Genomic DNA, 23,525 nt, shown 5'->3' with positions numbered 1-23,525 from the left:
ATGGCAAACAAGGCGGAGAAATTAGCAGTATTAGCATTTGCAAAGAAGATTGTAGCATCAGATGGGTATATGTATGGTACCACGTGGGATGAACGGCATACACAGCGTGAGCCGATTCCTGTCGTAGAAAAATCTGTGAGAGGTACTAAATCTCATTATGTATCACTAAGTGAAAGTAAGAATTCATCAAAATCGCAAGAAGATTTAGGAACAGCTAACTTACAAGCAGTTGATTTTGCATCACTACTGTTACAGCAAGATACATTAACTGTAGAATTTTCCCTTAAATTCTTATCGGGTGTTCATAAACCAACAGCATGTAGTTTGTTAGATCGCTATGAAAAAATATTAGCCATGGGCGATGCGTATGCAGAAAAATATGGCTATACTGAATTAGCTAAACGATATGCTCTTAATATTGCGAATGGACGATTTTTATGGCGTAATCGAGTGGGAGCAGAAAAGATTGAAGTGATAGTTACTGCAAAATTGCCAGAAGGAGATAAAACTTGGACATTCAATGCGTATGAGTATAACATCAAAGATTTTGATAGAACGGATAAACAGGTAGAAGAATTGGCACACTATATAGCGGAAGTCTTCTTAGGAGAAACCAGTGTATGCAAGGATCAAAAGTATTTATTGTTACAAGTGACGGCTCATGCCCTAGTAGGGATGGGACAAGAAGTATACCCTAGTGAAGAAATGATATTAAATAAGGAACGATCTTCTGGTAAAAATAATCCTAAAAGTAAAGTTTTATATCAAGTCAATCAGATTGCGGCGATGCACTCGCAAAAGCTTAATAATGCGATTCGAACCATTGACACGTGGTATCCTGCATATGTAGAAGGCACTAGCGAATATCCAATTGCTATTGAACCATTTGGGGCGGTTACACCATTAAGTTATACATATAGAGAAGAAAAAAATATAAACTTTTATGATTTATTTAAAAAATATTCCCAAAATGAACCTTTATCTTGCGAAGAAGACGAACACTATGTTATGGCCGTATTAATTCGTGGTGGCGTTTTTGGTGAAGGTGGGAAGTAATATGATGAAATTCTACCAAGAAATTACATTGTTCCATACACCAGATATAAGCATGTCTTTTTTGTGGGGAAAACTGTTTATGCAGCTTCACATTGCCTTTGTTGAAGCAAAGCGGATAGATAATGGCATCGAGTTTGCCATTTCTTTCCCTTATTATGATTTGTTATTTGCAGAGGATAAGGACGAAAATGAAGAAGATGGCAGTCCATTTACGAATGTGATTAGAATTTTTGCCGATAAGGAAGAAGATTTGCAAACATTACAACAGGTGTGGAGATTGCAAGCCTTTGAGGAATATTTGCACATAAAAGGGATTCGTCCAGTGCCAGAAAAAAGAGTGAAAGGCTATGCGACATATTCACGTTATCAACTGGATGGCTCGGTCCATCAAAAAGCGAAGCGTTTTTCTAAACGCCATGAAGGGGTAACCTATGAAGAAGCACTTAGCTTTATGAAACAGAAACGAGGCATTAGCAATATGCCCTATATAAAAATGAGGAGCTTGACTAGTAAACAATCTTTCAGTCTATTTATTAAGAAAACGCTAACAGACATGCCTAAACAGGGGCGTTTTAATGCATATGGTCTAAGTGTTGATGGTACAGTGCCAGAATTTTAACCCAAATTTTATAGGAGTATGAAAACATCAGAATATATGGGAGTCTTTTGTAAGAGATGAAAAAAGGGTAAAATATTAGATAGTCAAATGATGCTAGTAATACTCCATATTTTAAGGTATACTGTTCTTGTTAACTACCGTATAGGTAGCTTAGAAAGTTTTATTCTTCAATTTCTGCATGTATATTTCGTTAACTACCGTATAGGTAGCTTAGAAAACTTTGTTTTTCGCTTACGATGATGCCTTGAAGTTAACTACCGTATAGGTAGCTTAGAAAAATTATTGTGTTTGATATGACGCATATCTTAAGTTAACTACCGCATAGGTAGCTTAGAAATCTTTCGCTTATCATCGTACGCTTTTTATTATGTTAACTACCGCATAGGCAGATTAGAAATCACAAATCAAAGGTTTTATTTCAAGAAAGACGTTAACTGCCGCATAGGTAGCTTAGAAAGCAAAATTAGAGAACAAAATAAGCATATCACCGTTAACTACCGCATAGGTAGCTTAGAAAATTCGAAAATTGTTTCTCGCTACTTCTTCTTTGTTAACTACCGCATAGGTAGCTTAGAAAAGTTGTGGGCAGAAGCTCTTCAATACTACTACGTTAACTACCGCATAGGTAGCTTAGAAATTTTGTAATGCCTGTTTGACAGCTGCGATCCTGTTAACTACCGCATAGGTAGCTTAGAAAATAGAACGTTTAGCAGTTTGATCGCTGTTAGAGTTGGTCCTAACAAGCAATTTGATAGCCCCGTATTGTTGGCTTTTACTATCTATGGTATAATAAATATAAATTAACATGATCGGATTATAATTGCACAGTCAAGATAAGACGTACATTGATGATAAGGGTACGTTTTTTTGTGCTTATATATCATTTGTCACATGGAACGGCAAATGTACAAATACATACTACATAGCAACAAATCTGCATCAGTGAGGACGGCTTTAGAATCTTGCTACACCATGCACAGTGTTGTGAGTGCTATCATTTGCTAAGAAGGACAAATGTCATAAGATCGGTAATAGTAACAGTATAGGTATATCTAATAAGTATAGGAGGAAACATTGGATAATATACATGAACAAGCGACAGCTATAAAAGCTGCCAAGACAACAACATCGAAAGTTCGTAATACACGTACTCGTCATAATACGACTAAGGGAGATACTACATCTCATTTGACTACCGAAGGAACAGAAACAGCTACACGTACTCGTCGCCGTACTAGCCATAGCAATACCGATACAGGTCATAAGAAAACTAGTACGACTGGTACCAAAACGCGAAGTGCTCGTAGTAAAACAACGGCGGATACAGGCAATACGCATACATCACGCCGTGTGGGGCGCCCTAAAACTCGTGCCACAAGTGAAGAAACGACAACTCGTACAACACGAACTACAACGCGTAGTCGTGTAGGAACTATTGCACGTCATACAGAACAGGCGGGGCAAAGTAAAGAACATACAGCATCATCTCGTCGTGCCCCACGGATGAATGTAAAAGAGGTAACTGAAACGCAGGATTTGCAAACTACGTTACATCCAGATAGTAAGGATAAATTACTCATCATGCCATTAGGCGGGTTAGGAGAAATTGGTAAAAACATGACTATCTTTCAATATGGCGATGACATCGTCGTATTGGATGCAGGCCTTGCCTTCCCTACAGAAGATATGCCTGGCGTAGATATTGTCATTCCTGACATGAGCTATCTAATCGAGAACCGTAAAAAAGTACGTGCTGTCGTTATTACGCACGGTCACGAAGATCATATTGGATCTCTATCGTATTTAATTAAAGAAATCGGCACAGATACCCCAATTTATGCAACTGATTTAGTGTGCGGTTTAATTGAAGGTAAATTTAAAGAAAGCCGCCTTGGCACGAAATATTTGAACGTGGTTAAGGCCGGTGAAGAAATTAAGGCGGGCGTATTTAAAGTAGGATTTATTCAAACTACCCACTCCATTCCTGATTCTTGCGCGATCTATTTTGATACGCCATTGGGAATTGTGGTTCATACAGGGGACTTTAAAGTAGACCAAACGCCAGTAGATGGTCGCATGATGGACGTTCATAAATTTGCTGAACTAGGTAATCGTGGTGTATTAGCATTGATGGCGGATTCTACAAATGTGGAAAAACCTGGTTATACGGGCTCTGAAAGTTCCGTAGGACCAGCACTTAAGCGCGCCGTAGGAGAAGCAAAAGGTCGCGTCGTATTAGCTACATTTGCTTCTAATGTATCTCGTATTCAACAAGCTATTGACGCAGCTGTTGCGTATAAACGAAAAGTAGTCATTTTAGGCCGCAGTATGGTGAATGTTACAGAAATCGCCCAAGAACGAGGCTATTTGAATGTACCAGAAGGTACGATTATCGGTGACGATGAAATGAATCGCTATCGGGCAGATGAAATCATGGTGCTTACCACTGGTTCACAAGGCGAGCCAATGGCGGGCTTATCAAGAATGTCGACGAGCAACCATAGAACGGTAGAAATTGTACCGAATGACACGGTCATTATTTCAGCAACACCAATACCAGGCAATGAAGCGGCCGTAGGACGGACGATTGATAATCTATTGCGGTTGGGAGCCAATGTGGTATATGGCAAAGAATATGGTATTCATGTATCGGGTCATGCGAGTCAAGAAGATTTAAAATTAATGCAAAATCTAGTGCGACCTAAATATTTTATTCCTGTTCATGGGGAATATCGTATGTTGCGTAAACATGGTGAACTAGCTGTATCGATGGGGGTTGACCCTAAGAACATTTTAGTTGGCGATAATGGACAAATTTTTGAGTTTTCTAAACAAGGTGGCAAATTAGGCGGACGGATTCCATCAGGTAACGTATTTGTTGATGGTTTGGGTGTCGGCGATGTAGGTCATATTGTTATTCGCGATCGTCAACTGTTAGCCAAAGAAGGTATGGTTATCGTTGTTATGGCTATGGAACGAGCTACTGGCACCATTGTATCTGGTCCTGATATCGTATCGCGTGGATTCGTGTATGTACGAAATGCAGAAGAATTGATGGCACAAGCACAGGAACGTGCAGAAAACGCTGTGGATCGTTGTGCGGCAGAACATATTAAGGATTGGTTGACCATTAAAAATACGGTGAAAGACGCGTTAGGAAAATTCTTCTATGAAAAAACACGTCGTCGTCCTATGATCCTTCCGATTATTCAAGACGTATAGCCTATTATCAGGGAGAACCTATGAAACAGACCAGTACAAGAGCGTTAGTAGAAACGGCTTTTTTAACAGCCATCATTATTATGTTTGCTTTGATTGGAACGAACGTGCCTATGTTGGGCATGTTCGCTACCATTCTTGTGCCAGCTACGATTACGATTATAGGAATTCGTTGGGGTTTATTCTATAGCCTGGCCGCTATCGTGGTAGAGTTATTTATTTTATCCATGGTGGTAGGGCCTATGGTAGGCACTATGGAAGCACTTACCTTTTCTGGCGTAGGTGTCGTATTGGGCTATGGATATGAAAAGTCATGGGGCACTGCAAAATTATTATTACTTCCCTCGCTCTATTTTGTAGGGAGTATAGTGGTATTACTTGTCATCGGCAGTTATCTGTTTAATATAAATATGGCACAAGGATTTATCAATGGCTATGAGTCCGCACAATCTATGATACAGGCGATGGCAGACAAAGGCATATACACGGCAGAACAAGTGGCGACCACAGAGCAACTCGTCAGCAATATGATGAATATATTGTGGCGCACCATGGTATTAATGCTATGTATGGTAGGTGTGTGTATCACCTTTTGTGCCTCTAAAATTGCTACATTGATTTTAGGGAGAATTGGATATGTGGTACCGGCATTTCGACCTTGTCGAGAATGGCGTATGCCTAAAAGCTCTATCTATGTGTTGCTATTAGGCATTATCATACAAGCTTGGTCTACGGTACGACCTATGGAGATTTTATTTTGGTTAGGCCCTAATTTATATTTATTAGGGGCCACCTTATGTGCATTGCAAGGGTTTTCCTGTATATGGAGCATCTTACAATCATATGGTATGGGGGTAAAAGCACGAGCTTCGATTAGTATTCTTGCTTTTCTCTTTCTTTCTACATATTTAATTTTCTTAGGAATATTTGATTTGTTCTTTGACTTGCGTACACGTATTGACAATCGAAGGCGTCGATAGGGGTAACAAGTTAGATAATAGGGTAGGCAAACTATGAAAACAATAACATCCAGATGGACGGCATTGGAAGTGACGATTTTTGTTGTTATCGCCGTATTAGTAGGGATTATAGCGTATATAAATTGGCCATTAGCATTATTAGCCTGTATTGTAGTTATAGCAGGATATTTATATAACTATAAAATGATTCATCGCCGTCGGCGATTACTCATTCAATATCTTGATAGTGTCGTTAAAGGCGTTACACAGGGGAGTAACTTTGCGTTGCAAAATTTGCCAACAGCCATGGTGGTCATTGATAGTAAAGCTAGAATTTGTTGGAGTAATAGTGTCTTTCGTGATTGGCTATCGTGTGACATGGATAAGACACAACGGCTCAATGGGTTAATTCCATCTCTTCGGTTGGATAAATTATGGGGCAAGTCCGGTTTCTTTCAGGACCTCATTGGCGATCGCTATTTCCGTGTCATTTATAAATACATCGATAGCAATCAGATGGAAACTGTATCGGCTGATATGAAAGACAATTCATTTATGGCCTTGTATTTTGATGATATTACCGATGTGGAACGAGCACGGCAACAAGCGGTAGATGCCATGCCTGTTATGGGTATTATTCAAATGGACAATATCGAAGAAGTAACCAAGGGACTTGGCGATATGGAATACACCAATCTATGGGCTGAAATTAACAATAGTATTGTAGATGAAATTAATAAGCGAAATGGATTTGTTCGTAACTATCAAGAAGATTCCTATATTTTTACCGTATCGAAAACAGCTTTTTTAGCAATGAAGGAAGAAAATTTTCCTTTAGTGGGGAAAATTAGAAACATTCCGACCGCACGTCGCATTCCAGCTACTATTAGCGTGGGGATGGCCTATGATGAACCATCATTTAAGGAGCAAGCAGAACGGGCACGATTTGCGTTAGAATTGGCCCTCGGTCGTGGCGGTGATCAAGTATGCGTGTATGAAAATGAAAATGTTAAATTTTTCGGTGGTCGTACGCAAGGGTCAGAAAAGAATACGCGTGTAAAAGCGCGCGTTGTTTCACAGGCCATTAAAGAATTGATGAACGATGCGGATCGTATCATTGTCATGGGCCATCAACGAGAAGATTATGATGCCTTAGGTGGTGCAGTAGGTGTGTACGTGTTGGCACAGTCCTTAGGTAAACCCGTATCCATCGCGTTGAGTGCCTATCCAAAGTCCATTCAGAGAATGGTGGATTTATTTAAGGAAGAAGATGGCTATCGAGACACCATGTTTATTACGGCAGAACAAGCGGAAAAACTTGTGACAGATAGTACGCTTGTTGTGGTTACCGATGTGCATCGACCTGATATGGTAGCGGCACCGAAACTATTGGATAAAACTAAGAAATGTGTAGTTATCGATCATCACCGACGGGCCTCTGATTTTATTGCACAACCACTTTTGACATACTTAGAACCATCCGTATCATCTACTAGTGAATTAGTGACAGAATTAATTCAATATTTTGGTGAACATATTGAATTGTCGATTAATGAGGCCAGCGCTATCTATGCAGGCATCATTTTAGATACGAAGAACTTTTCCATTCAAACGGGAGCGAGAACCTTTGATGCAGCATCGTTCTTACGTAGATCGGGTGCTAACGTAGATATTGTTAGAGGATTGTTTACAGATACCTTTGATGCGATGCAAGTTCGTGCTAAAATGTTAAGTAACGCGGAAAGTATTAATGGACTAGCGTTTACAGTATGTCCAGAATATGTAAATAACCCGACAGTTGTGTCCGCGCAGACTGCCGATATGTTGATTACGGTAGAAGGCATCGAAGCCGGATTTGTGTTCTATCAATTGCCGGATCACGTGATTGGCGTCAGTGCTAGATCGCAAGGAAAATTAAATGTACAATTGATTATGGAAGCTGTAGGTGGTGGAGGCCATCGTACAGTGGCGGGGGCACAATTGGCAAATATGAACGTCAGTGATGCAAAAGAATTAGTGCGTAAAGTAGCATTAGAAGCATTACAGTCATTGAAGGAGGAATAGCAATGAAAGTTGTATTACTAGAAGATGTGAAAAAAGTTGGTAAAAAAGGCGAAATTGTTGAATTAAGTGAAGCCTATGCACGCAATGTGATTATAAAAAAAGGATTAGGTCTTGAAGGCACAGCGACCAATCTAAATAATGCAAAACAAAAACAAGAGTCGGTGGCTCATAAAAAACAAGTAGCCAATGATGAAGCACATATTTTAGCAGCACAACTTAAAAAAGTGGCTGTTACGATTCCTGTGAAAATGGGTGATGCAGGACGTGTATTTGGATCTGTTACAGCAAAAGATATTTCACAAGCCGTGAAAGCAGCCTATGATGTAGATTTAGATAAAAAGAAAATCGAATTAAAAGAACCGTTAAAAACATTGGGTGTTCACGATGTTGTCATTCGCGTACATCCTGAAATTACAACAACCATTACGGTTACAGTAGTGGCAGAACAATAAGAAAGTACTTTTTATAAGTGACATGCTATGTGGTGTTAGATTTCTCTATGGAAGTCGGCACCACATTTTTTATAGAAATTTCTCTTATTTATTTAGACTTACCATCCTCAGTAGGCGTATGATAACCATTGCCTAGATGGGATACAATTGGTATGATAGAATTATGAGCAGTGTGTAGTTTCACACTATGGAAAATAGTTTAGCTACGTGATAGAGTAGACACATCGTGGGTCATTGATTATATAAAGAGGGTTATAAAATGAGTAGTATAGATGCTAGAATTCCACCGCACAATCTCGAGGCAGAGAAAGCTGTACTATGTGCCATGTTGACGAGTGAAGATGCTAGTGATAGTGTTATGAACATCGTGAAAACGGAAGATTTTTATCGCGATACACATCGCGTTATTTATGAAGCGTTGATGGCAGTGATTCATAGTTATAAACGGGCTGATCTTGTTCTGTTGACGGAGGAATTAAATCGTCGTCATAAGCTAGAACAAGTGGGCGGTATTGCTTACATTACATCGCTGGCTAACGATACGGCATTAACTTATAACGTGGAACAACATGCACGGATTGTCAGTGAAAAAGCACAAATGCGACGTTTGATTGATGCAGGCAATAAAATTGTAGGCATGACGTATGCAGGCAAGGAAGAACCAATAGAAATTTTAAATGAAGCGGAACAGTTAGTGTTGAGTGTGAGTGGTCAATCTCGTAGTGAAACGTCGTTTGCCCCTATGGGAGAAGTCGTATTGAGTGCCATGGAACGATTGAATGAAATTCAGCAGATGGAAGGTATTCTTACCGGTGTTTCTACTGGCTTTCGCGATTTAGATGAATGCACTAACGGTCTGCAAAAATCAGACTTGATTTTGGTAGCCGCTCGTCCATCTATGGGGAAAACGGCATTTACCTTGAATATTGCACAAAATATCGCTATTAAAAGTAACCGCACAGTGGCATTTTTTTCCTTGGAAATGTCAAAGGAACAATTGGTAGGCCGCGTCTTGTCATCCGTATCGGAAGTGAGTGCGGAAAAATTACGCAATGCCAACCTAGAACCAGCTGAATGGGAACGGGTGATTAAGGCGGCAGACATTATGAGTAAAGCTCCTCTTTACATCGATGATACACCGGGGTTGACACCACAAGATATGCGTTCTAAACTGCGCCGTTTAAAAGTAGACCATGGACTTGATCTTGTCATCGTAGATTACATTCAATTGATGCAAGGTCGCTCACATGGGGGCAATGACAATCGGCAGCAAGAAATATCTGAAATTTCCCGTAATTTAAAATTGATTGCCCGTGAACTCAACGTGCCAGTTATCGCTTTATCTCAGCTCAGTCGTTCTGTAGAATCTCGTACCGATAAGCGACCGATTCTAAGCGACTTGCGTGAATCTGGATCACTCGAACAAGATGCGGACATTGTAGCATTTTTGTATCGTGATAAATACTATGATGAAAATTCAGAAAAAGGAGATATTACAGAAATTATCATTCGTAAGCATCGTAATGGCGCATTGAAAACGGTGGAACTGTTATTCCAAGGCGAACTTACACGATTCCGCGATATCGCGTATCGTCAAGAATAATTTAGCATCGTCAGCCAATCGTGCATTACAAGACATAGATGTCACATGTTGTTCAAGCATACAGATACCAATCAACTTAGTGTATCTAGTTTATTGATGGCCTTAAAAGTTGTACATATACAAGGGTGCTTTTCTAGCTAATAGAGAAAGCGCCCTTTTTATAGTTGCTTTGACAAGATATGTCGTCGCGATAGGGATTTTGGATTGATAAGAAGTAGTCAAAGAACAGTGGGACAAGCAACTTGTAAAGGCGTGTGTTTGCATATATAGTCACGAGTCTGTGTTACACATGTTTGACTACTACCGAACATGTATTGCTATCTATGAGAAATATTCCTTTACAACGAATGATTTTATTGCTATAATTATTAATTGCAAAAGTGTATTTTTAGCCTATAACTCTGTTTGTGAAGAGGTTAATCTTTCAAGGTTGTGCTAGCAACGTCAAGCAAGGCCCCAAAATTTATGAGAGGAGTCTTGCTTATTTGTCGTCTTATTTAGCAGGAAAACTGAGACCTGATGGATGTCTTTATTCATTAACGTTATAGAATATGGTAGACCCAAATTAGATGAGAGGTGAAAGCTAGTATGTTCAAACCTGAGCAGGTAGGCAAACGAACTCGTTATACGTACGCAAAAATTAACGAAGTTATTAAAATGCCGCATTTGTTAGATGTACAACGAAAATCGTACGAATGGTTTTTGGAGAGTGGTTTACAAAATATTTTTGACGATATTTCTCCTATTAAAGACAATTCAGGTAATTTAGTACTTTCTTTTAAAGGATTCAGCTTAGGAGAACCTAAGTATGATATTAATGAGTGTAAGAATCGTGATGCTACGTATGCGGCGCCATTGCGTGTTAACATTCAACTAGTTAATAATGACCCAGAAAATATGGATATTAAAGAACAAGAAGTATTTATGGGTGATTTTCCATTAATGACCGATACAGGGACATTTATCATTAATGGGGCAGAACGTGTTATCGTATCTCAATTGGTTCGTTCTCCTGGTGTATATTATGATAAAGAAATCGATACTATGGGGAATCGTTTATATGCCTCTACAGTTATCCCAAATCGTGGCGCGTGGATTGAGTTAGAAACTGATGCGAATGAAGTTGTGTCGGTTCGTATCGATCGTAATCGTAAAATACCAGCAACTATTTTGGTGCGCGCTCTTGGATGGGATACGAATGAATCTATCCTTGAATTATTCTGGAATGGTCAAGTTGATGAAGATGGCAATCCAATCTACGATGAACGCTTACTTCGTACATTAGAAAAAGATACGACAGAATCGTCTGAAGAAGCGTTAGTAGAGATTTATAAAAAATTACGCCCTGGTGAACCACCAACAGTAGAAAGTGCAAGAAATTTATTTGACAACTTATTCTTTGATCCTCGCCGCTATGATTTTGCCCGCGTAGGTCGTTATAAAGTGAATAAGAAATTAGGCTGGAAACAACGTATGTTTGGTCAACTATTGGCACAACCTATTTTCAACCCAGAAACTGGGGAAGTCATCTTAGATGCAGGCACTCATATTGGAGAAGAAGAAATTGAAATCGTAGAAAAATCAGGCGTATTTGCAGGCGAAGGCTTTGCCGAATTCTACATCGATATCGATGGTGTTCATGCCAAAGTTATCTGTAATAACTGTAACTTGCCATATGAATTCCGCACCGTTACTCGTGAAGATATGATTGCTAATATTAGCTATCTACTTAATTTGATGGATGGCGTAGGACATACGGATGATATTGACCATTTAGGGAATCGTCGCCTTCGCTGCGTAGGAGAATTGTTGCAAAACCAATTCCGTATTGGCTTAACTCGTATGGAACGTGTTGTGCGGGAACGTATGACCGTACAAGAAAGCGATATGATTACACCGCAGGCATTGATTAATATCCGTCCTGTAGTAGCAGCGGTAAAAGAATTCTTTGGGTCTTCACAATTATCACAATTTATGGATCAAACCAATCCATTAGGTGAATTAACACATAAACGTCGTCTGTCTGCATTGGGACCAGGCGGTTTATCTCGTGAGCGCGCAGGCTTTGAAGTTCGTGACGTTCACCATTCCCATTATGGTCGCATGTGTCCAATTGAAACACCAGAAGGTCCAAATATCGGCTTGATTAACTCTTTATCCAACTATGCGAAAGTGAATGAATTTGGCTTTATTGAAGCTCCATATCGTAAAGTTGAAAAAATTTATGGTACTGGTGATGAAGCAGATAAAATTGTTAAAGTGCGTGTTACCGATACAGTCGCATATATGACAGCCGACGAAGAAGAAGGCATGGTTATTGCACAGGCTAACTCTGTGTTAGATGAAGAAGGATGCTTTGTCAGTGATCATATTGCTTGCCGCTCTGGCCATGACGTATTGGAAGTAACTCCTGATAAAGTAGACTATATGGACGTAAGTCCAAAAGAAGTGGTATCCATCGGTACAGCGATGATTCCATTCTTGGAAAATGATGATGCGAACCGTGCATTAATGGGCGCCAACATGCAACGGCAAGCGGTGCCATTGCTACGAGCACAAGCACCATTAGTTGGTACTGGTATGGAATATACAGCCGCTACCGACTCGGGCGTATGTATTTTGGCAAAAGCAGCAGGTACCGTTGTTCGCTGTTGGGGCGACCAAATTCACGTAATGCGTGACGACAATGGTCGTGTCGATGTGTACAAGATGAATAAATTCTTGCGCTCTAACCAATCTACTTGCTTTAACCAAAAACCAATAGTACATCGTGGTGATCACGTGGTGGCGGGACAAGTATTAGCGGATGGACCAGCTACCGATGGCGGCGAATTAGCACTAGGATTTAACATTCTTGTTGCGTTCATGCCATGGGAAGGTTATAACTACGAAGATGCGATTTTATTATCCGAAGATCTTTGTAAAGAAGATATTTACACATCCATTCATATTGAAGAGTATGAATGTGATGCGCGTGATACCAAACTAGGTGCCGAAGAAATCACCCGTGAATTGCCTAATACAGGCGATGACTCTTTGAAAAACTTAGATGCAGATGGCATTATCTGCATTGGCGCAGAAGTTAAACCAGGCGATATTCTCGTAGGTAAAGCAACACCAAAAGGAGAAACTGAATTAACACCAGAAGAACGCCTATTGCGTGCTATCTTTGGTGATAAAGAACGCGAAGTGCGCGATACATCCTTGCGCGTGCCACATGGTGAATCTGGTAAAATCGTTGACGTTAAAGTGTTTACTCGTGAAAATGGCGATGAATTGCAACCAGGGGTTAATAAATTAGTTCGCGTATATATTGCACAAAAACGTAAAATTCATGAAGGCGATAAAATGGCGGGTCGTCATGGTAACAAGGGTGTTGTATCCCGCGTTATGCGCCGTGAAGACATGCCGTTCTTGCCAGATGGCACACCAGTACAAATCGTGTTGAACCCATTGGGCGTACCATCTCGTATGAACATTGGTCAGGTATTGGAAACACATTTGGGCTTTGCTGTCCAAGGCCTTGGCATGAAAATTAAAGATACGGATATGCAAATTAAACAAGTCCTTGAACGAGCTAAAACAGATGCGTCCTATTGGGATAACATTGAAGAATTAAAGGGCTTATATGCACGTCTAGACGAATTGAAAGCTCAAATTGCTCAAGATGTGACAGTTGCTCATTTAGATGTGGACGAAGAAATTACACAATTAACTAATGACATTATGGATTTAGTGAAAGTGGAAACAGAACGTCAACTATCGGCTCTAGGTGGATATACTCGTTACCGTGAACTGAAAGACATCGAACGCTCCCATATGGCTAAGCAAATCGAATGCTTCGATACGGATGAATCGGTACCAGATATGGATCCTGAACTAGAAAAAGAACTAGGTAGATTACAATCGACAGTGCGCATATTGGAAACTATCGATGAAGCGCGTGAAAAACGCTCTGAAATTCGTAAGTCCTTAGAAGCAATTGGCTATGACTATGAACAATATGGCATGCCAAAACCTGATGTAGCAGGCATTCATATTGCGACTCCTGTATTTGATGGTGCCAGTGAAGTGGATGTGTTTGAAGCATTACAATTGGCCGGCAAGAGTGAAGACGGTAAAACCGTTTTATATGATGGTCGTACAGGGGAACCAATGGATAACCGCGTTACCGTAGGATACGTATACATGTTAAAACTTCATCACTTGGTTGATGATAAAATTCATGCTCGTTCCACAGGACCATACTCCTTAGTTACACAACAACCATTAGGTGGTAAGGCGCAATTTGGTGGCCAACGTTTCGGTGAAATGGAAGTGTGGGCGTTAGAAGCCTATGGCGCTGCCTATACATTACAAGAATTATTAACTGTTAAATCAGACGACGTAGTAGGCCGTGCGAAAGCATTTGAAAAAATCGTTAAAGGTGAAAATATTCCTGAACCAGGCGTTCCTGAATCCTTTAAAGTGCTATTAAAAGAACTACAAAGTATTGGCCTTGATGTAAAAATATTAAATGAAGACCAAGAAGAAGTAGTGATTAAAGAACTTGATGACGATGATAATGTAAGTGAAAATGAAGATACAATCAAAGAAGTAATGGGCGAAGAAGTAAGTCAACCATCTGAAACAGTAGATGAAACGACTGCTATTATCGAACAAGAAGAACCTGTCACCGCTGGCGAAGATGATGATGTTATCAGCCAATTAGGAATTAGTTCTTTCACTTCTGTTGAATCCTCTCAAGATGATGAAGACTAATAAGGAAGGGAGCGATATTCGTGCTAGACGTTAATGAATTTGACTCCATGCGTATTGGGTTGGCATCTCCAGAACAAATTAGAGAATGGTCTCATGGGGAAGTTAAAAAACCGGAAACGATTAACTATCGTACGCTCAAGCCAGAACGTGATGGATTATTCTGTGAACGTATTTTTGGACCTACAAAGGACTGGGAATGTCATTGTGGTAAATATAAACGCATTCGCCATAAAGGCGTAGTGTGTGATAAATGTGGTGTAGAAGTAACAAAAGCAAAAGTGCGTCGTGAACGTATGGGACATATTGAATTGGCTACACCAGTATCCCATATTTGGTATTTTAAGGGGATTCCATCTCGTATGGGCCTTATTCTCGACATTTCCCCACGCTCTTTGGAGCGAATTCTATACTTTGCTTCCTATGTAGTGGTGGATCCAGCGGGAACCCCGTTGATGAAACGTCAGTTATTATCGGAACAAGAATATAGAGAATATGAAGCCCAATTTTCAGATTCTAACTATACCATCGGCGGCAAAGAAGTCGTTATCGAAACGGTTTCCCAGCGAAGTGATCGATTGGCACTAGTGAAAGAAGCAAAACGCAAAATCGAATCGAATGCAGCTATGCAAGAAGATACTTTCATTGATGAAGACGATAAAGTCTATGAAGAAGTAACTCAAGAAGAACAATTTGCATTGGATGCGACCGATCATGTGGTGTTTGTATGTATCGATATGGGTGCAGAAGCGATTAAGGCATTATTGAGCGAATTGGATTTAGAAACATTGAATGCAGAGCTTCGTGAAGAATTAGAATCTTCTTCGGGACAGCGTAAAATCCGTGCAGTTCGTCGCTTAGAAGTGGTGGAAGCATTCCGTCAATCTGGTAATCGTCCTGAATGGATGGTTATGGATGTAATTCCTGTCATTCCACCAGATTTACGCCCAATGGTACAACTTGATGGTGGTCGTTTTGCCACTTCTGATTTGAATGATTTATATCGTCGCGTGATTAATCGTAACAATCGGTTAAAACGTTTGTTAGAACTTGGTGCGCCAGATATTATCGTGCGTAATGAAAAACGGATGCTCCAAGAAGCAGTGGACGCATTGATTGACAATGGCCGTCGTGGCCGTCCTGTGACTGGCCCAGGCAATCGTCCATTAAAATCCTTGTCCGACATGTTAAAAGGTAAACAAGGTCGTTTCCGTCAAAACTTGTTGGGTAAACGTGTTGACTATTCTGGTCGTTCCGTTATCGTAGTTGGTCCAGAATTGAAAATGCATCAATGTGGCTTACCAAAAGAAATGGCCTTAGAATTGTTCAAACCATTTGTTATGAAACGATTGGTAGAACGTGGACAAGCTAGCAATATTAAAGCGGCTAAACGTCAAATTGAACGAGTAAATTCTGGCGTATGGGAAGTATTGGAAGAAGTTATTAAAGAACATCCTGTATTATTGAACCGTGCCCCTACATTGCACCGTTTGGGGATTCAAGCATTTGAACCAATTCTTTGGGAAGGACGCGCTATTAAATTACATCCATTAGTATGTACAGCATTCAATGCGGACTTTGATGGCGACCAAATGGCATGTCACTTACCATTATCGGTGGAAGCACAAGCGGAAGCGCGGACATTGATGTTATCATCCCATAACATATTGGCAGCGAAAGATGGTAAACCAGTAGCAGTACCATCACAAGATATGATTCTAGGGACATACTACTTAACAGTTATTCGTCCAGAAACGAAAGAAAAAGCAAGATATTTCAGTAACTATGATGAAGTTATGCTAGCCTATGACCAAGGTGTGATCGGCTTACAAGATATTCTATACATTCGCCTTGAAGGATATGGCCGTGTAGAAACAACAGCAGGTCGCTTAATCTTTAACAACGCTTTGTATCCTGAAATTCGTCAGTTTATAAAACAAGACGATGGCCACTATACATTGGGTAAAGTTATGGATAAAAAAGCAGTAGGTAAATTAGTGGATGAATGTTTCCAAAAATTTGGTAACGAAGAAACCGCTGAATTACTAGACCGCGTAAAATCGCTTGGCTACTCCTTTGCTCGTCGTGCAGGCATGACGATTGCCATTGCAGATATTAAAGTACCAGAAAATAAATTTAATATTCTCAATGAAGCGGACGCAGAAGTTAACAAAGTATCCCGCTTGTATCGTCGTGGTTTGATTACAGAAGAAGAACGCTATCGTAAAACCATTGAATTGTGGAATGATGCGACTGAAGAAGTAACTGATGCGATGATGGATAATATGGCAGCGGACCAACGTGGCTTTAATCCTGTATATATGATGGCTATTTCTGGTGCCCGTGGTAATAAGCAACAGATTCGTCAGTTAGCGGGGATGCGTGGGTTGATGGCCGATCCATCTGGTCGAATCATTGACTTGCCAATCAAGGCAAACTTTAAAGAAGGTTTGACTGTGTTGGATTACTTTACATCGTCTCATGGTGCCCGTAAAGGTTTGGCGGATACTGCACTTCGTACAGCCGATTCTGGTTACTTAACACGTCGCTTAGTAGACGTATCGCAAGATGTTATCGTCCGTGAAGAAGACTGTGACGTAGTCGGCATTGACTTAGTTCGTGAACGAGCACGATTGGCTACATCCTCTCGTCAAGCCGTACAGTTATTGAAAGATAAACTAATTGGACGAGTACTTGATAAAGAAGTCGTTGATGTAGATACTAATGAAGTTATTATTCCAGCAGAATCTATATTAACAGCTGAGATGTTAGAAGAAATCGCTAACCATAAAGTGCCAGCCATCGCATTACGCGGTGTACATTTAGGTAGTGATACAGAAATTAATCACACTAATATGGTACAAAAAGTGATATTAGGTGAAACAGATGATAGTATTCGTGAAACACTTCGCACGACTATGATTCAAAATATGCTTGGAAAAGATACGGTAGCAGCCGTTATTGATAGCGAAGGTAATGAAATATTCCCAGCAGCTACTAAATTAACCGAAGAAGGCATCGAAGCTATTTTGGCATCCGATGTAAAAGAAGTACAAGTTCGCAACAATGAAATTCATGGTATCGAAGTAGAAGCTATCGTAGAAGGTAGCGGTATTATTGAACCACTTAAAGATCGCATTGTAGGTCGTACTGCAGCAGAAGAATTAGTTAATAAAGAAACTGGCGAAGTCATCGTTCCGTTGAACGCTGAAATTACAGAAGAACTAGCAGACGAAGTGGTAAAATACTACGATACTGTTAAAATTCGTTCTGTATTAACTTGTAAATCTCCATATGGTGTGTGCATGAAGTGTTATGGTCGTGATTTAGGTACAGGCGGTCAAGTACAAGTGGGTGAAGCTGTTGGTATCATTGCTGCGCAATCTATCGGCGAACCAGGTACACAGTTAACGATGCGTACATTCCATACAGGCGGTGTTGCTGGTGATGATATTACACAAGGTTTGCCTCGTGTTGAAGAGTTGTTTGAAGCCCGTAAACCTAAACGCAATGCGATTATTAGTGAAATAGCAGGCGTTGTCCGTGTAGTGCCAAATGATAATAAAAAAGGCACGAATACAATCTTTATTACTAGTAACGATGGCGTAGAAGAAGATTATTTAATTCCATATGGTTCTCGGATTATCGTAAAAGATGGGGATATGGTAGAAGTTGGTGGTCGTTTGACTGAAGGTTCTGTAAATCCTCATGATATTATGCGCGTATTAGGAACAGAAGCAACACAACGTTACTTGGTATATGAAGTACAAAAAGTATATAAATCACAAGGTGTTGAAATTAATGATAAACATATCGAAGTTATCGTGCGCCAAATGTTACATAAAATTAAAATTGAAACAGCAGGCGATGCAGATATGTTGCCAGGCGATATGATTGATGTAAATACATTTAATGATGAAAATCGTCGCTTAACACTAAATGGTAAAACAACAGCGACTGGTAAACGCACCTTATTAGGTATTACGAAAGCGGCATTGGCAACTGATAGCTTCTTATCAGCAGCTTCTTTCCAAGAAACAACGCGTGTTCTTACTGATGCAGCCATAAAAGGTAAAATTGATCCATTATTGGGCTTAAAAGAAAATGTCATTATTGGTAAGTTGATTCCTGCTGGTACAGGTATGAGCCGTTATCGTAAAATTGAAGTGGTCAAAAAAGAACCTCACATCATTGATGTAGAATCTACTGATGAAGAAGAAAAATAAAACTTCTATAGATTTTATGGTATATCTACACGAGAATGCTTGTGGATAGACTATGACTATTTATATAGTGTAGCTATAGTGTTCCTATCAATACTATGGCTACACATGTATAGACTTGCGGTACCTATCGCTCAATCTGTATGATCCATAGATAGTAATATGTTATGGATGTAGGAGGTAGTGTATTGTAGTTCATACGTTTATAATAGTTTATATATCCATTGACTACAGACATAGCTAGTTATGGTGGATAAGTCTATATTGTCCTATATATAGATTAACTATACCTACAGATAGAATTCCTATAGAACGGTACTATAAAGCCACGTGAACAGGTAATACTGTTCACGTGGCTTTTAATATGCTTGTTATAGTGTTGCAACCTTTTAAGTGCGAACATAATAGATTACTAACTATAGAATGTGAAAAAAGTAGAGTTATAGGACAAAACATGTTGTTTTGAATGCCGATAGAACTAGGAAATACCTCGTTCTATCGGTATTTTATCTTTTTTGTGAACGTTAAAAGGTGGAGAAAATGTGTCGCAAAAAAGCTGAAAACCCTTACGGTTACTGGTCTAACTATAGAGAATAGAGACGTAAACGCCAGAGCGTTCATTATCGGTACGTGTAGAAATATCGTATATGTGAAGCGTTGCTAGCGTATATGATAAGGGAGAAGGGGTATAGCAATGGTTATGAGTCTACACAGGTTAGCCATGTTATATATAGAAAAAAATACAAAAGCTATATCAAATTGGCATAATGAAGATGTATGATTGCAAATTAAATACATATAAATGTTATAAATATAATAAAAAGATTAGAAATTAGTAATTTTATGCAAAATATTCATTATTTTTTTAAGAAATGAACCACGCCGATACGTGTGTATAAAGAACATTGATATTTATTGAATTTGTAGGTGATTTTTTGTTGACATGATGAACATGTATTGATATACTTGTATAGTGCTTAAGTAGGGTGAGGATTAACTGAGTGAAACCGTAAGGAGTGAACCTATGGAAATCGATACGTTGCAATCGCTACATAAAACCATTGGAGCTAAACAAACTTCTAAAGCCATCAAACGTGGCGAGGTTAAGTTGGTCCTAGTGGCAGTAGATGGCGACGAACCTATTACGGCGCCTATTCTTGAACTTTGCAAAGAATATAATGTGCCGGTGGAAGAAAAGCATACGATGGAAGAACTTGGTAAGGCGTGCCACATTAAGGTGAAAGCCTCAGCCGTAGGGATTCTGGATTAATTTGGTAATATCTGTTGTGGTATTTCACCATGATAGATCAATTATAAATCTCACATTTAGAAAGGAGGTGCCCAAATGCCAACAATCAATCAGTTAGTACGTAAAGGTCGCGAAAGCTTGAGTAAAAAATCTACAGCTCCAGCACTTCAAAACTCTCCACAAAAACGTGGTGTATGTACTCGTGTATACACAGCTACTCCAAAAAAACCGAACTCCGCGCTTCGTAAAGTTGCCCGTGTTCGTTTGACAAATGCTATTGAAGTAACTGCTTACATTCCAGGCATTGGACACAATTTACAAGAACACAGTGTAGTACTTATTAGAGGTGGTCGTGTTAAAGACCTTCCAGGTGTGCGTTATCACATTGTTCGTGGTGCATTGGATACTGCTGGCGTACAAAATCGTATGCAAAGTCGCTCCAAATATGGCGCTAAAAAAGCTAAAAAATAATCTTAGCTAACAACAAAGTAAACACACATCGTTAAAGGAGGAATTGACATGCCAAGAAAAGGCCCTGTTGTAAGACGAGATGTACTTCCAGATCCGGTGTACAATTCTAAACTAGTAACTCGTTTTATTAACAAAGTTATGTACGATGGCAAAAAAGGTATTGCTGAAACTATCGTATATGATGCATTTGAAATTATTCGTTCCAAAATGGGACAAGATCCTATGGAAGTTTTTGATCAGGCGTTAAAGAATGTAATGCCTGTATTAGAAGTACGTGCTCGCCGTATCGGTGGTGCTAACTATCAAGTGCCAGTAGAAGTACGTGCTGATCGCCGTTTAACACTAGGCATTCGCTGGGTGGTAAACTATGCTCGTCTTCGTGGTGAACGCACTATGAAAGAACGCTTAGCAGGCGAATTAATGGACGCTTTCAATAACACAGGGGCTTCCATTAAGAAGAAAGATGATACTCATAAAATGGCAGAAGCTAATAAAGCATTTGCTCATTATCGTTGGTAATTAATAAGGAGTGACTATAGTGGCAAGAGAATTTTCCTTAGCGAAAACTCGTAATATCGGTATCATGGCTCACATCGATGCAGGTAAAACAACTACTACAGAACGTATCCTTTACTATACAGGTCGAGTTCACAAAATCGGTGAAGTGCATGAGGGTGCTGCTACGATGGACTGGATGGCACAAGAACAAGAACGTGGTATTACTATTACATCCGCGGCTACTACTTGCCATTGGAAAGAACATCGCATTAACATCATCGACACTCCTGGTCACGTTGACTTTACTGTAGAAGTAGAACGTTCTCTTCGTGTTTTGGATGGATCTGTAGCAGTATTCTCTGCTAAAGGTGGCGTTGAACCTCAATCCGAAACTGTATGGCGCCAAGCATCGACATATGGTGTTCCACGTATTGCGTATGTCAATAAGATGGATACTGTAGGAGCGGATTTCTTCAATGTTGTAGACATGATGAAAACTCGTTTAGGTGCGAATAGCGTTGCTATCCAAGTGCCAATTGGCGCGGAAGATACTTTCTCTGGTATCATTGATTTGATGACTATGAAAGCAGAAATTTATACATCTGAAGATGGTAAAGAATATGAAATCACTGATATTCCAGAAGAATACGTTGACGTAGCTAATGAACGTCGTGAAATGATGGTTGATGCTATCGCTGAAACAGATGATACCATCATGGAAAAATACCTTGAAGGTGAAGAATTAACAGTCGATGAATTGAAAGCAGCTCTTCGTAAAGCTGTTTGTCAAAACTTGATTTTCCCAGTTCTTTGCGGATCTTCCTACAAAAATAAAGGCGTTCAAATGATGATGGATGCAGTTGTTGACTACATGCCATCTCCATTAGATGTACCAGCTATTAAAGGTGTTAACCCTGATACAGAAGAAGAAGAAGTACGTGAATCTTCCGATGAAGGTCCATTTGCAGCCTTAGCATTTAAAATTATGGCTGACCCATTCGTGGGTAAACTTGCTTTCTTCCGTGTATATTCCGGTACATTACAATCTGGCTCTTATGTATTCAACTCTACTAAGGGCAAGAAAGAACGTATTGGTCGTATTCTTCAAATGCATGCGAATACACGTAATGAAATCGACATAGTATATGCTGGTGATATTGCGGCAGCTGTAGGCTTGAAAGATACTACAACTGGTGACACACTATGTGATGAAAAAGCACCAATTATTCTTGAATCGATGGAATTCCCTGAACCAGTTATTTCTGTAGCGGTAGAACCAAAAACTAAAGCTGACCAAGAAAAAATGGGTATGGCCTTAGCTCGTTTGGCGGAAGAAGATCCAACTTTCAAAGTTCGTACCGATGAAGAAACTGGTCAAACAATCATTTCCGGTATGGGCGAATTACATTTGGACATCATCGTGGATCGTATGAATCGCGAATTTAAAGTTGAATGTAATGTGGGTAAACCACAAGTTGCATATCGTGAAACAATTCGCAAACAACTTAAATCAGAAGGTAAGTTTGTTCGCCAATCTGGTGGTAAAGGTCAATATGGCCATTGCTGGTTGGAATTGATTCCACAAGAACCAGGCGCAGGCTTTGAATTTGAAAATAAAGTTGTAGGCGGTGCTATTCCTCGTGAATATATCGGACCAGTTGAAGCTGGTGTAAAAGAAGCTATGGAATCTGGTGTTATTGCTGGATATCCAATGGTTGATATTAAAGTTATCGTTTATGATGGTTCTTATCATGATGTTGACTCCTCTGAAATGGCGTTTAAAATTGCTGGTTCTATGGGCTTCAAGGAAGGTGCTCGCAAAGCAGATCCTTGCTTATTGGAACCATACATGGCTGTGGAAGTGGATGTGCCAGAAGAATACATGGGCGATGTTATCGGTGACTTGAACTCTCGCCGTGGTCGTATGGAAGGTATGGAAGCACGTAATGGTAGCCAACATATTAAAGCCTATGTTCCATTGAGTGAAATGTTTGGGTATGCCACCGACCTTCGTTCTAAAACACAAGGCCGTGGTAACTACTCCATGACATTCGATCATTATGAAGAAGTTCCTAAGAAAATTGCTGAAGAAATTCAAGCAAAGAAAAATGGGTAATCGATTAGGGTTACAAAGTTTACTTTAATTATCCGGGAGGACAATTTAAAATGGCAAAAGAAAAATTTGAACGTACAAAACCGCATGTTAACATTGGTACTATCGGTCACGTTGACCATGGTAAAACAACATTAACAGCAGCTATTACTAAAGTATTGGCTGAAAAAGGTCAAGCTGATTTCCAAGACTACAGCATGATCGATAAAGCTCCAGAAGAACGTGAACGCGGTATTACAAT

General features: G+C 39.8%; 14 protein-coding genes and 1 CRISPR repeat array. All 14 genes read left to right on the top strand.

Going from position 1 to position 23,525, the window contains the following annotated elements; all coding sequences use genetic code 11:
- Positions 1–1,056, top strand: a complete 1,056-nt coding sequence (gene csy3, locus K357_RS0103845; protein WP_028257535.1) for a type I-F CRISPR-associated protein Csy3 — start codon at positions 1–3, stop codon at positions 1,054–1,056.
- Between the two features lies 1 nt (position 1,057).
- On the top strand, positions 1,058–1,675 hold the full coding sequence (gene cas6f, locus K357_RS0103840; protein ID WP_028257534.1) for a type I-F CRISPR-associated endoribonuclease Cas6/Csy4: 618 nt from the start codon (positions 1,058–1,060) through the stop codon (positions 1,673–1,675).
- Between the two features lie 129 nt (positions 1,676–1,804).
- A CRISPR array of direct repeats spans positions 1,805–2,372; the repeat unit is 28 nt; unit sequence GTTAACTACCGCATAGGTAGCTTAGAAA.
- An 806-nt stretch (positions 2,373–3,178) separates the two neighbouring features.
- Entirely contained in the window at positions 3,179–4,897 is a 1,719-nt protein-coding gene (locus tag K357_RS0103835; protein WP_051212092.1) for a ribonuclease J, read from the top strand.
- Between the two features lie 20 nt (positions 4,898–4,917).
- Positions 4,918–5,874 carry a DUF2232 domain-containing protein gene (locus K357_RS0103830; protein ID WP_028257532.1) on the top strand — a complete coding sequence of 319 codons (957 nt, stop codon included), beginning with the start codon at positions 4,918–4,920 and terminating at the stop codon, positions 5,872–5,874.
- A 33-nt stretch (positions 5,875–5,907) separates the two neighbouring features.
- The gene (locus K357_RS0103825) at positions 5,908–7,917 is read left to right on the top strand and encodes a DHH family phosphoesterase (RefSeq protein WP_028257531.1); all 2,010 of its coding nucleotides are present in this window, start codon (positions 5,908–5,910) and stop codon (positions 7,915–7,917) included.
- Between the two features lie 2 nt (positions 7,918–7,919).
- On the top strand, positions 7,920–8,369 hold the full coding sequence (gene rplI, locus K357_RS0103820) for a 50S ribosomal protein L9 (RefSeq protein WP_028257530.1): 450 nt from the start codon (positions 7,920–7,922) through the stop codon (positions 8,367–8,369).
- A 268-nt stretch (positions 8,370–8,637) separates the two neighbouring features.
- Complete coding sequence (gene dnaB, locus K357_RS0103815) at positions 8,638–9,972, top strand: replicative DNA helicase (RefSeq protein WP_028257529.1); 1,335 nt, start codon at positions 8,638–8,640, stop codon at positions 9,970–9,972.
- Between the two features lie 588 nt (positions 9,973–10,560).
- Positions 10,561–14,733, top strand: coding sequence for a DNA-directed RNA polymerase subunit beta (gene rpoB, locus K357_RS0103810; RefSeq protein WP_028257528.1), 4,173 nt, complete (start codon positions 10,561–10,563; stop codon positions 14,731–14,733).
- A 20-nt stretch (positions 14,734–14,753) separates the two neighbouring features.
- The gene (gene rpoC, locus K357_RS0103805; RefSeq protein ID WP_028257527.1) at positions 14,754–18,956 is read left to right on the top strand and encodes a DNA-directed RNA polymerase subunit beta'; all 4,203 of its coding nucleotides are present in this window, start codon (positions 14,754–14,756) and stop codon (positions 18,954–18,956) included.
- A gap of 1,021 nt (positions 18,957–19,977) precedes the next feature.
- Positions 19,978–20,223 carry a L7Ae/L30e/S12e/Gadd45 family ribosomal protein gene (locus K357_RS0103800; protein WP_028257526.1) on the top strand — a complete coding sequence of 82 codons (246 nt, stop codon included), beginning with the start codon at positions 19,978–19,980 and terminating at the stop codon, positions 20,221–20,223.
- 75 nt (positions 20,224–20,298) lie between these two features.
- On the top strand, positions 20,299–20,673 hold the full coding sequence (gene rpsL, locus K357_RS09610) for a 30S ribosomal protein S12 (RefSeq protein ID WP_028257525.1): 375 nt from the start codon (positions 20,299–20,301) through the stop codon (positions 20,671–20,673).
- 48 nt (positions 20,674–20,721) lie between these two features.
- Positions 20,722–21,192: a 30S ribosomal protein S7 gene (gene rpsG / locus K357_RS09605; RefSeq protein WP_028257524.1), complete on the top strand. Its 471-nt coding sequence runs from the start codon at positions 20,722–20,724 to the stop codon at positions 21,190–21,192.
- Between the two features lie 19 nt (positions 21,193–21,211).
- Positions 21,212–23,287 carry an elongation factor G gene (gene fusA, locus K357_RS0103785; protein ID WP_028257523.1) on the top strand — a complete coding sequence of 692 codons (2,076 nt, stop codon included), beginning with the start codon at positions 21,212–21,214 and terminating at the stop codon, positions 23,285–23,287.
- 50 nt (positions 23,288–23,337) lie between these two features.
- On the top strand, positions 23,338–23,525 hold a 188-nt coding region (locus K357_RS08760; protein WP_038113538.1), incomplete at its 3' end, for a GTP-binding protein.

The sequence above is a fragment of the Veillonella montpellierensis DSM 17217 genome (assembly GCF_000426745.1).
Classification (GTDB): domain Bacteria; phylum Bacillota; class Negativicutes; order Veillonellales; family Veillonellaceae; genus Veillonella; species Veillonella montpellierensis.
This window is presented reverse-complemented; position numbering and strand designations above follow the sequence as displayed.

What these genes read in the sequence shown, in the direction of transcription:
- cas6f (WP_028257534.1), top strand. Translation starts at nt 1,058, where the DNA reads ATGATGAAATTCTACCAAGAAATTACATTGTTCCATACACCAGATATA.
- rpsL (WP_028257525.1), top strand. Translation starts at nt 20,299, where the DNA reads ATGCCAACAATCAATCAGTTAGTACGTAAAGGTCGCGAAAGCTTGAGT.
- K357_RS0103830 (WP_028257532.1), top strand. Translation starts at nt 4,918, where the DNA reads ATGAAACAGACCAGTACAAGAGCGTTAGTAGAAACGGCTTTTTTAACA.
- rplI (WP_028257530.1), top strand. Translation starts at nt 7,920, where the DNA reads ATGAAAGTTGTATTACTAGAAGATGTGAAAAAAGTTGGTAAAAAAGGC.
- rpsG (WP_028257524.1), top strand. Translation starts at nt 20,722, where the DNA reads ATGCCAAGAAAAGGCCCTGTTGTAAGACGAGATGTACTTCCAGATCCG.
- rpoB (WP_028257528.1), top strand. Translation starts at nt 10,561, where the DNA reads ATGTTCAAACCTGAGCAGGTAGGCAAACGAACTCGTTATACGTACGCA.
- csy3 (WP_028257535.1), top strand. Translation starts at nt 1, where the DNA reads ATGGCAAACAAGGCGGAGAAATTAGCAGTATTAGCATTTGCAAAGAAG.
- K357_RS0103800 (WP_028257526.1), top strand. Translation starts at nt 19,978, where the DNA reads ATGGAAATCGATACGTTGCAATCGCTACATAAAACCATTGGAGCTAAA.
- K357_RS0103835 (WP_051212092.1), top strand. Translation starts at nt 3,179, where the DNA reads ATGAATGTAAAAGAGGTAACTGAAACGCAGGATTTGCAAACTACGTTA.
- K357_RS0103825 (WP_028257531.1), top strand. Translation starts at nt 5,908, where the DNA reads ATGAAAACAATAACATCCAGATGGACGGCATTGGAAGTGACGATTTTT.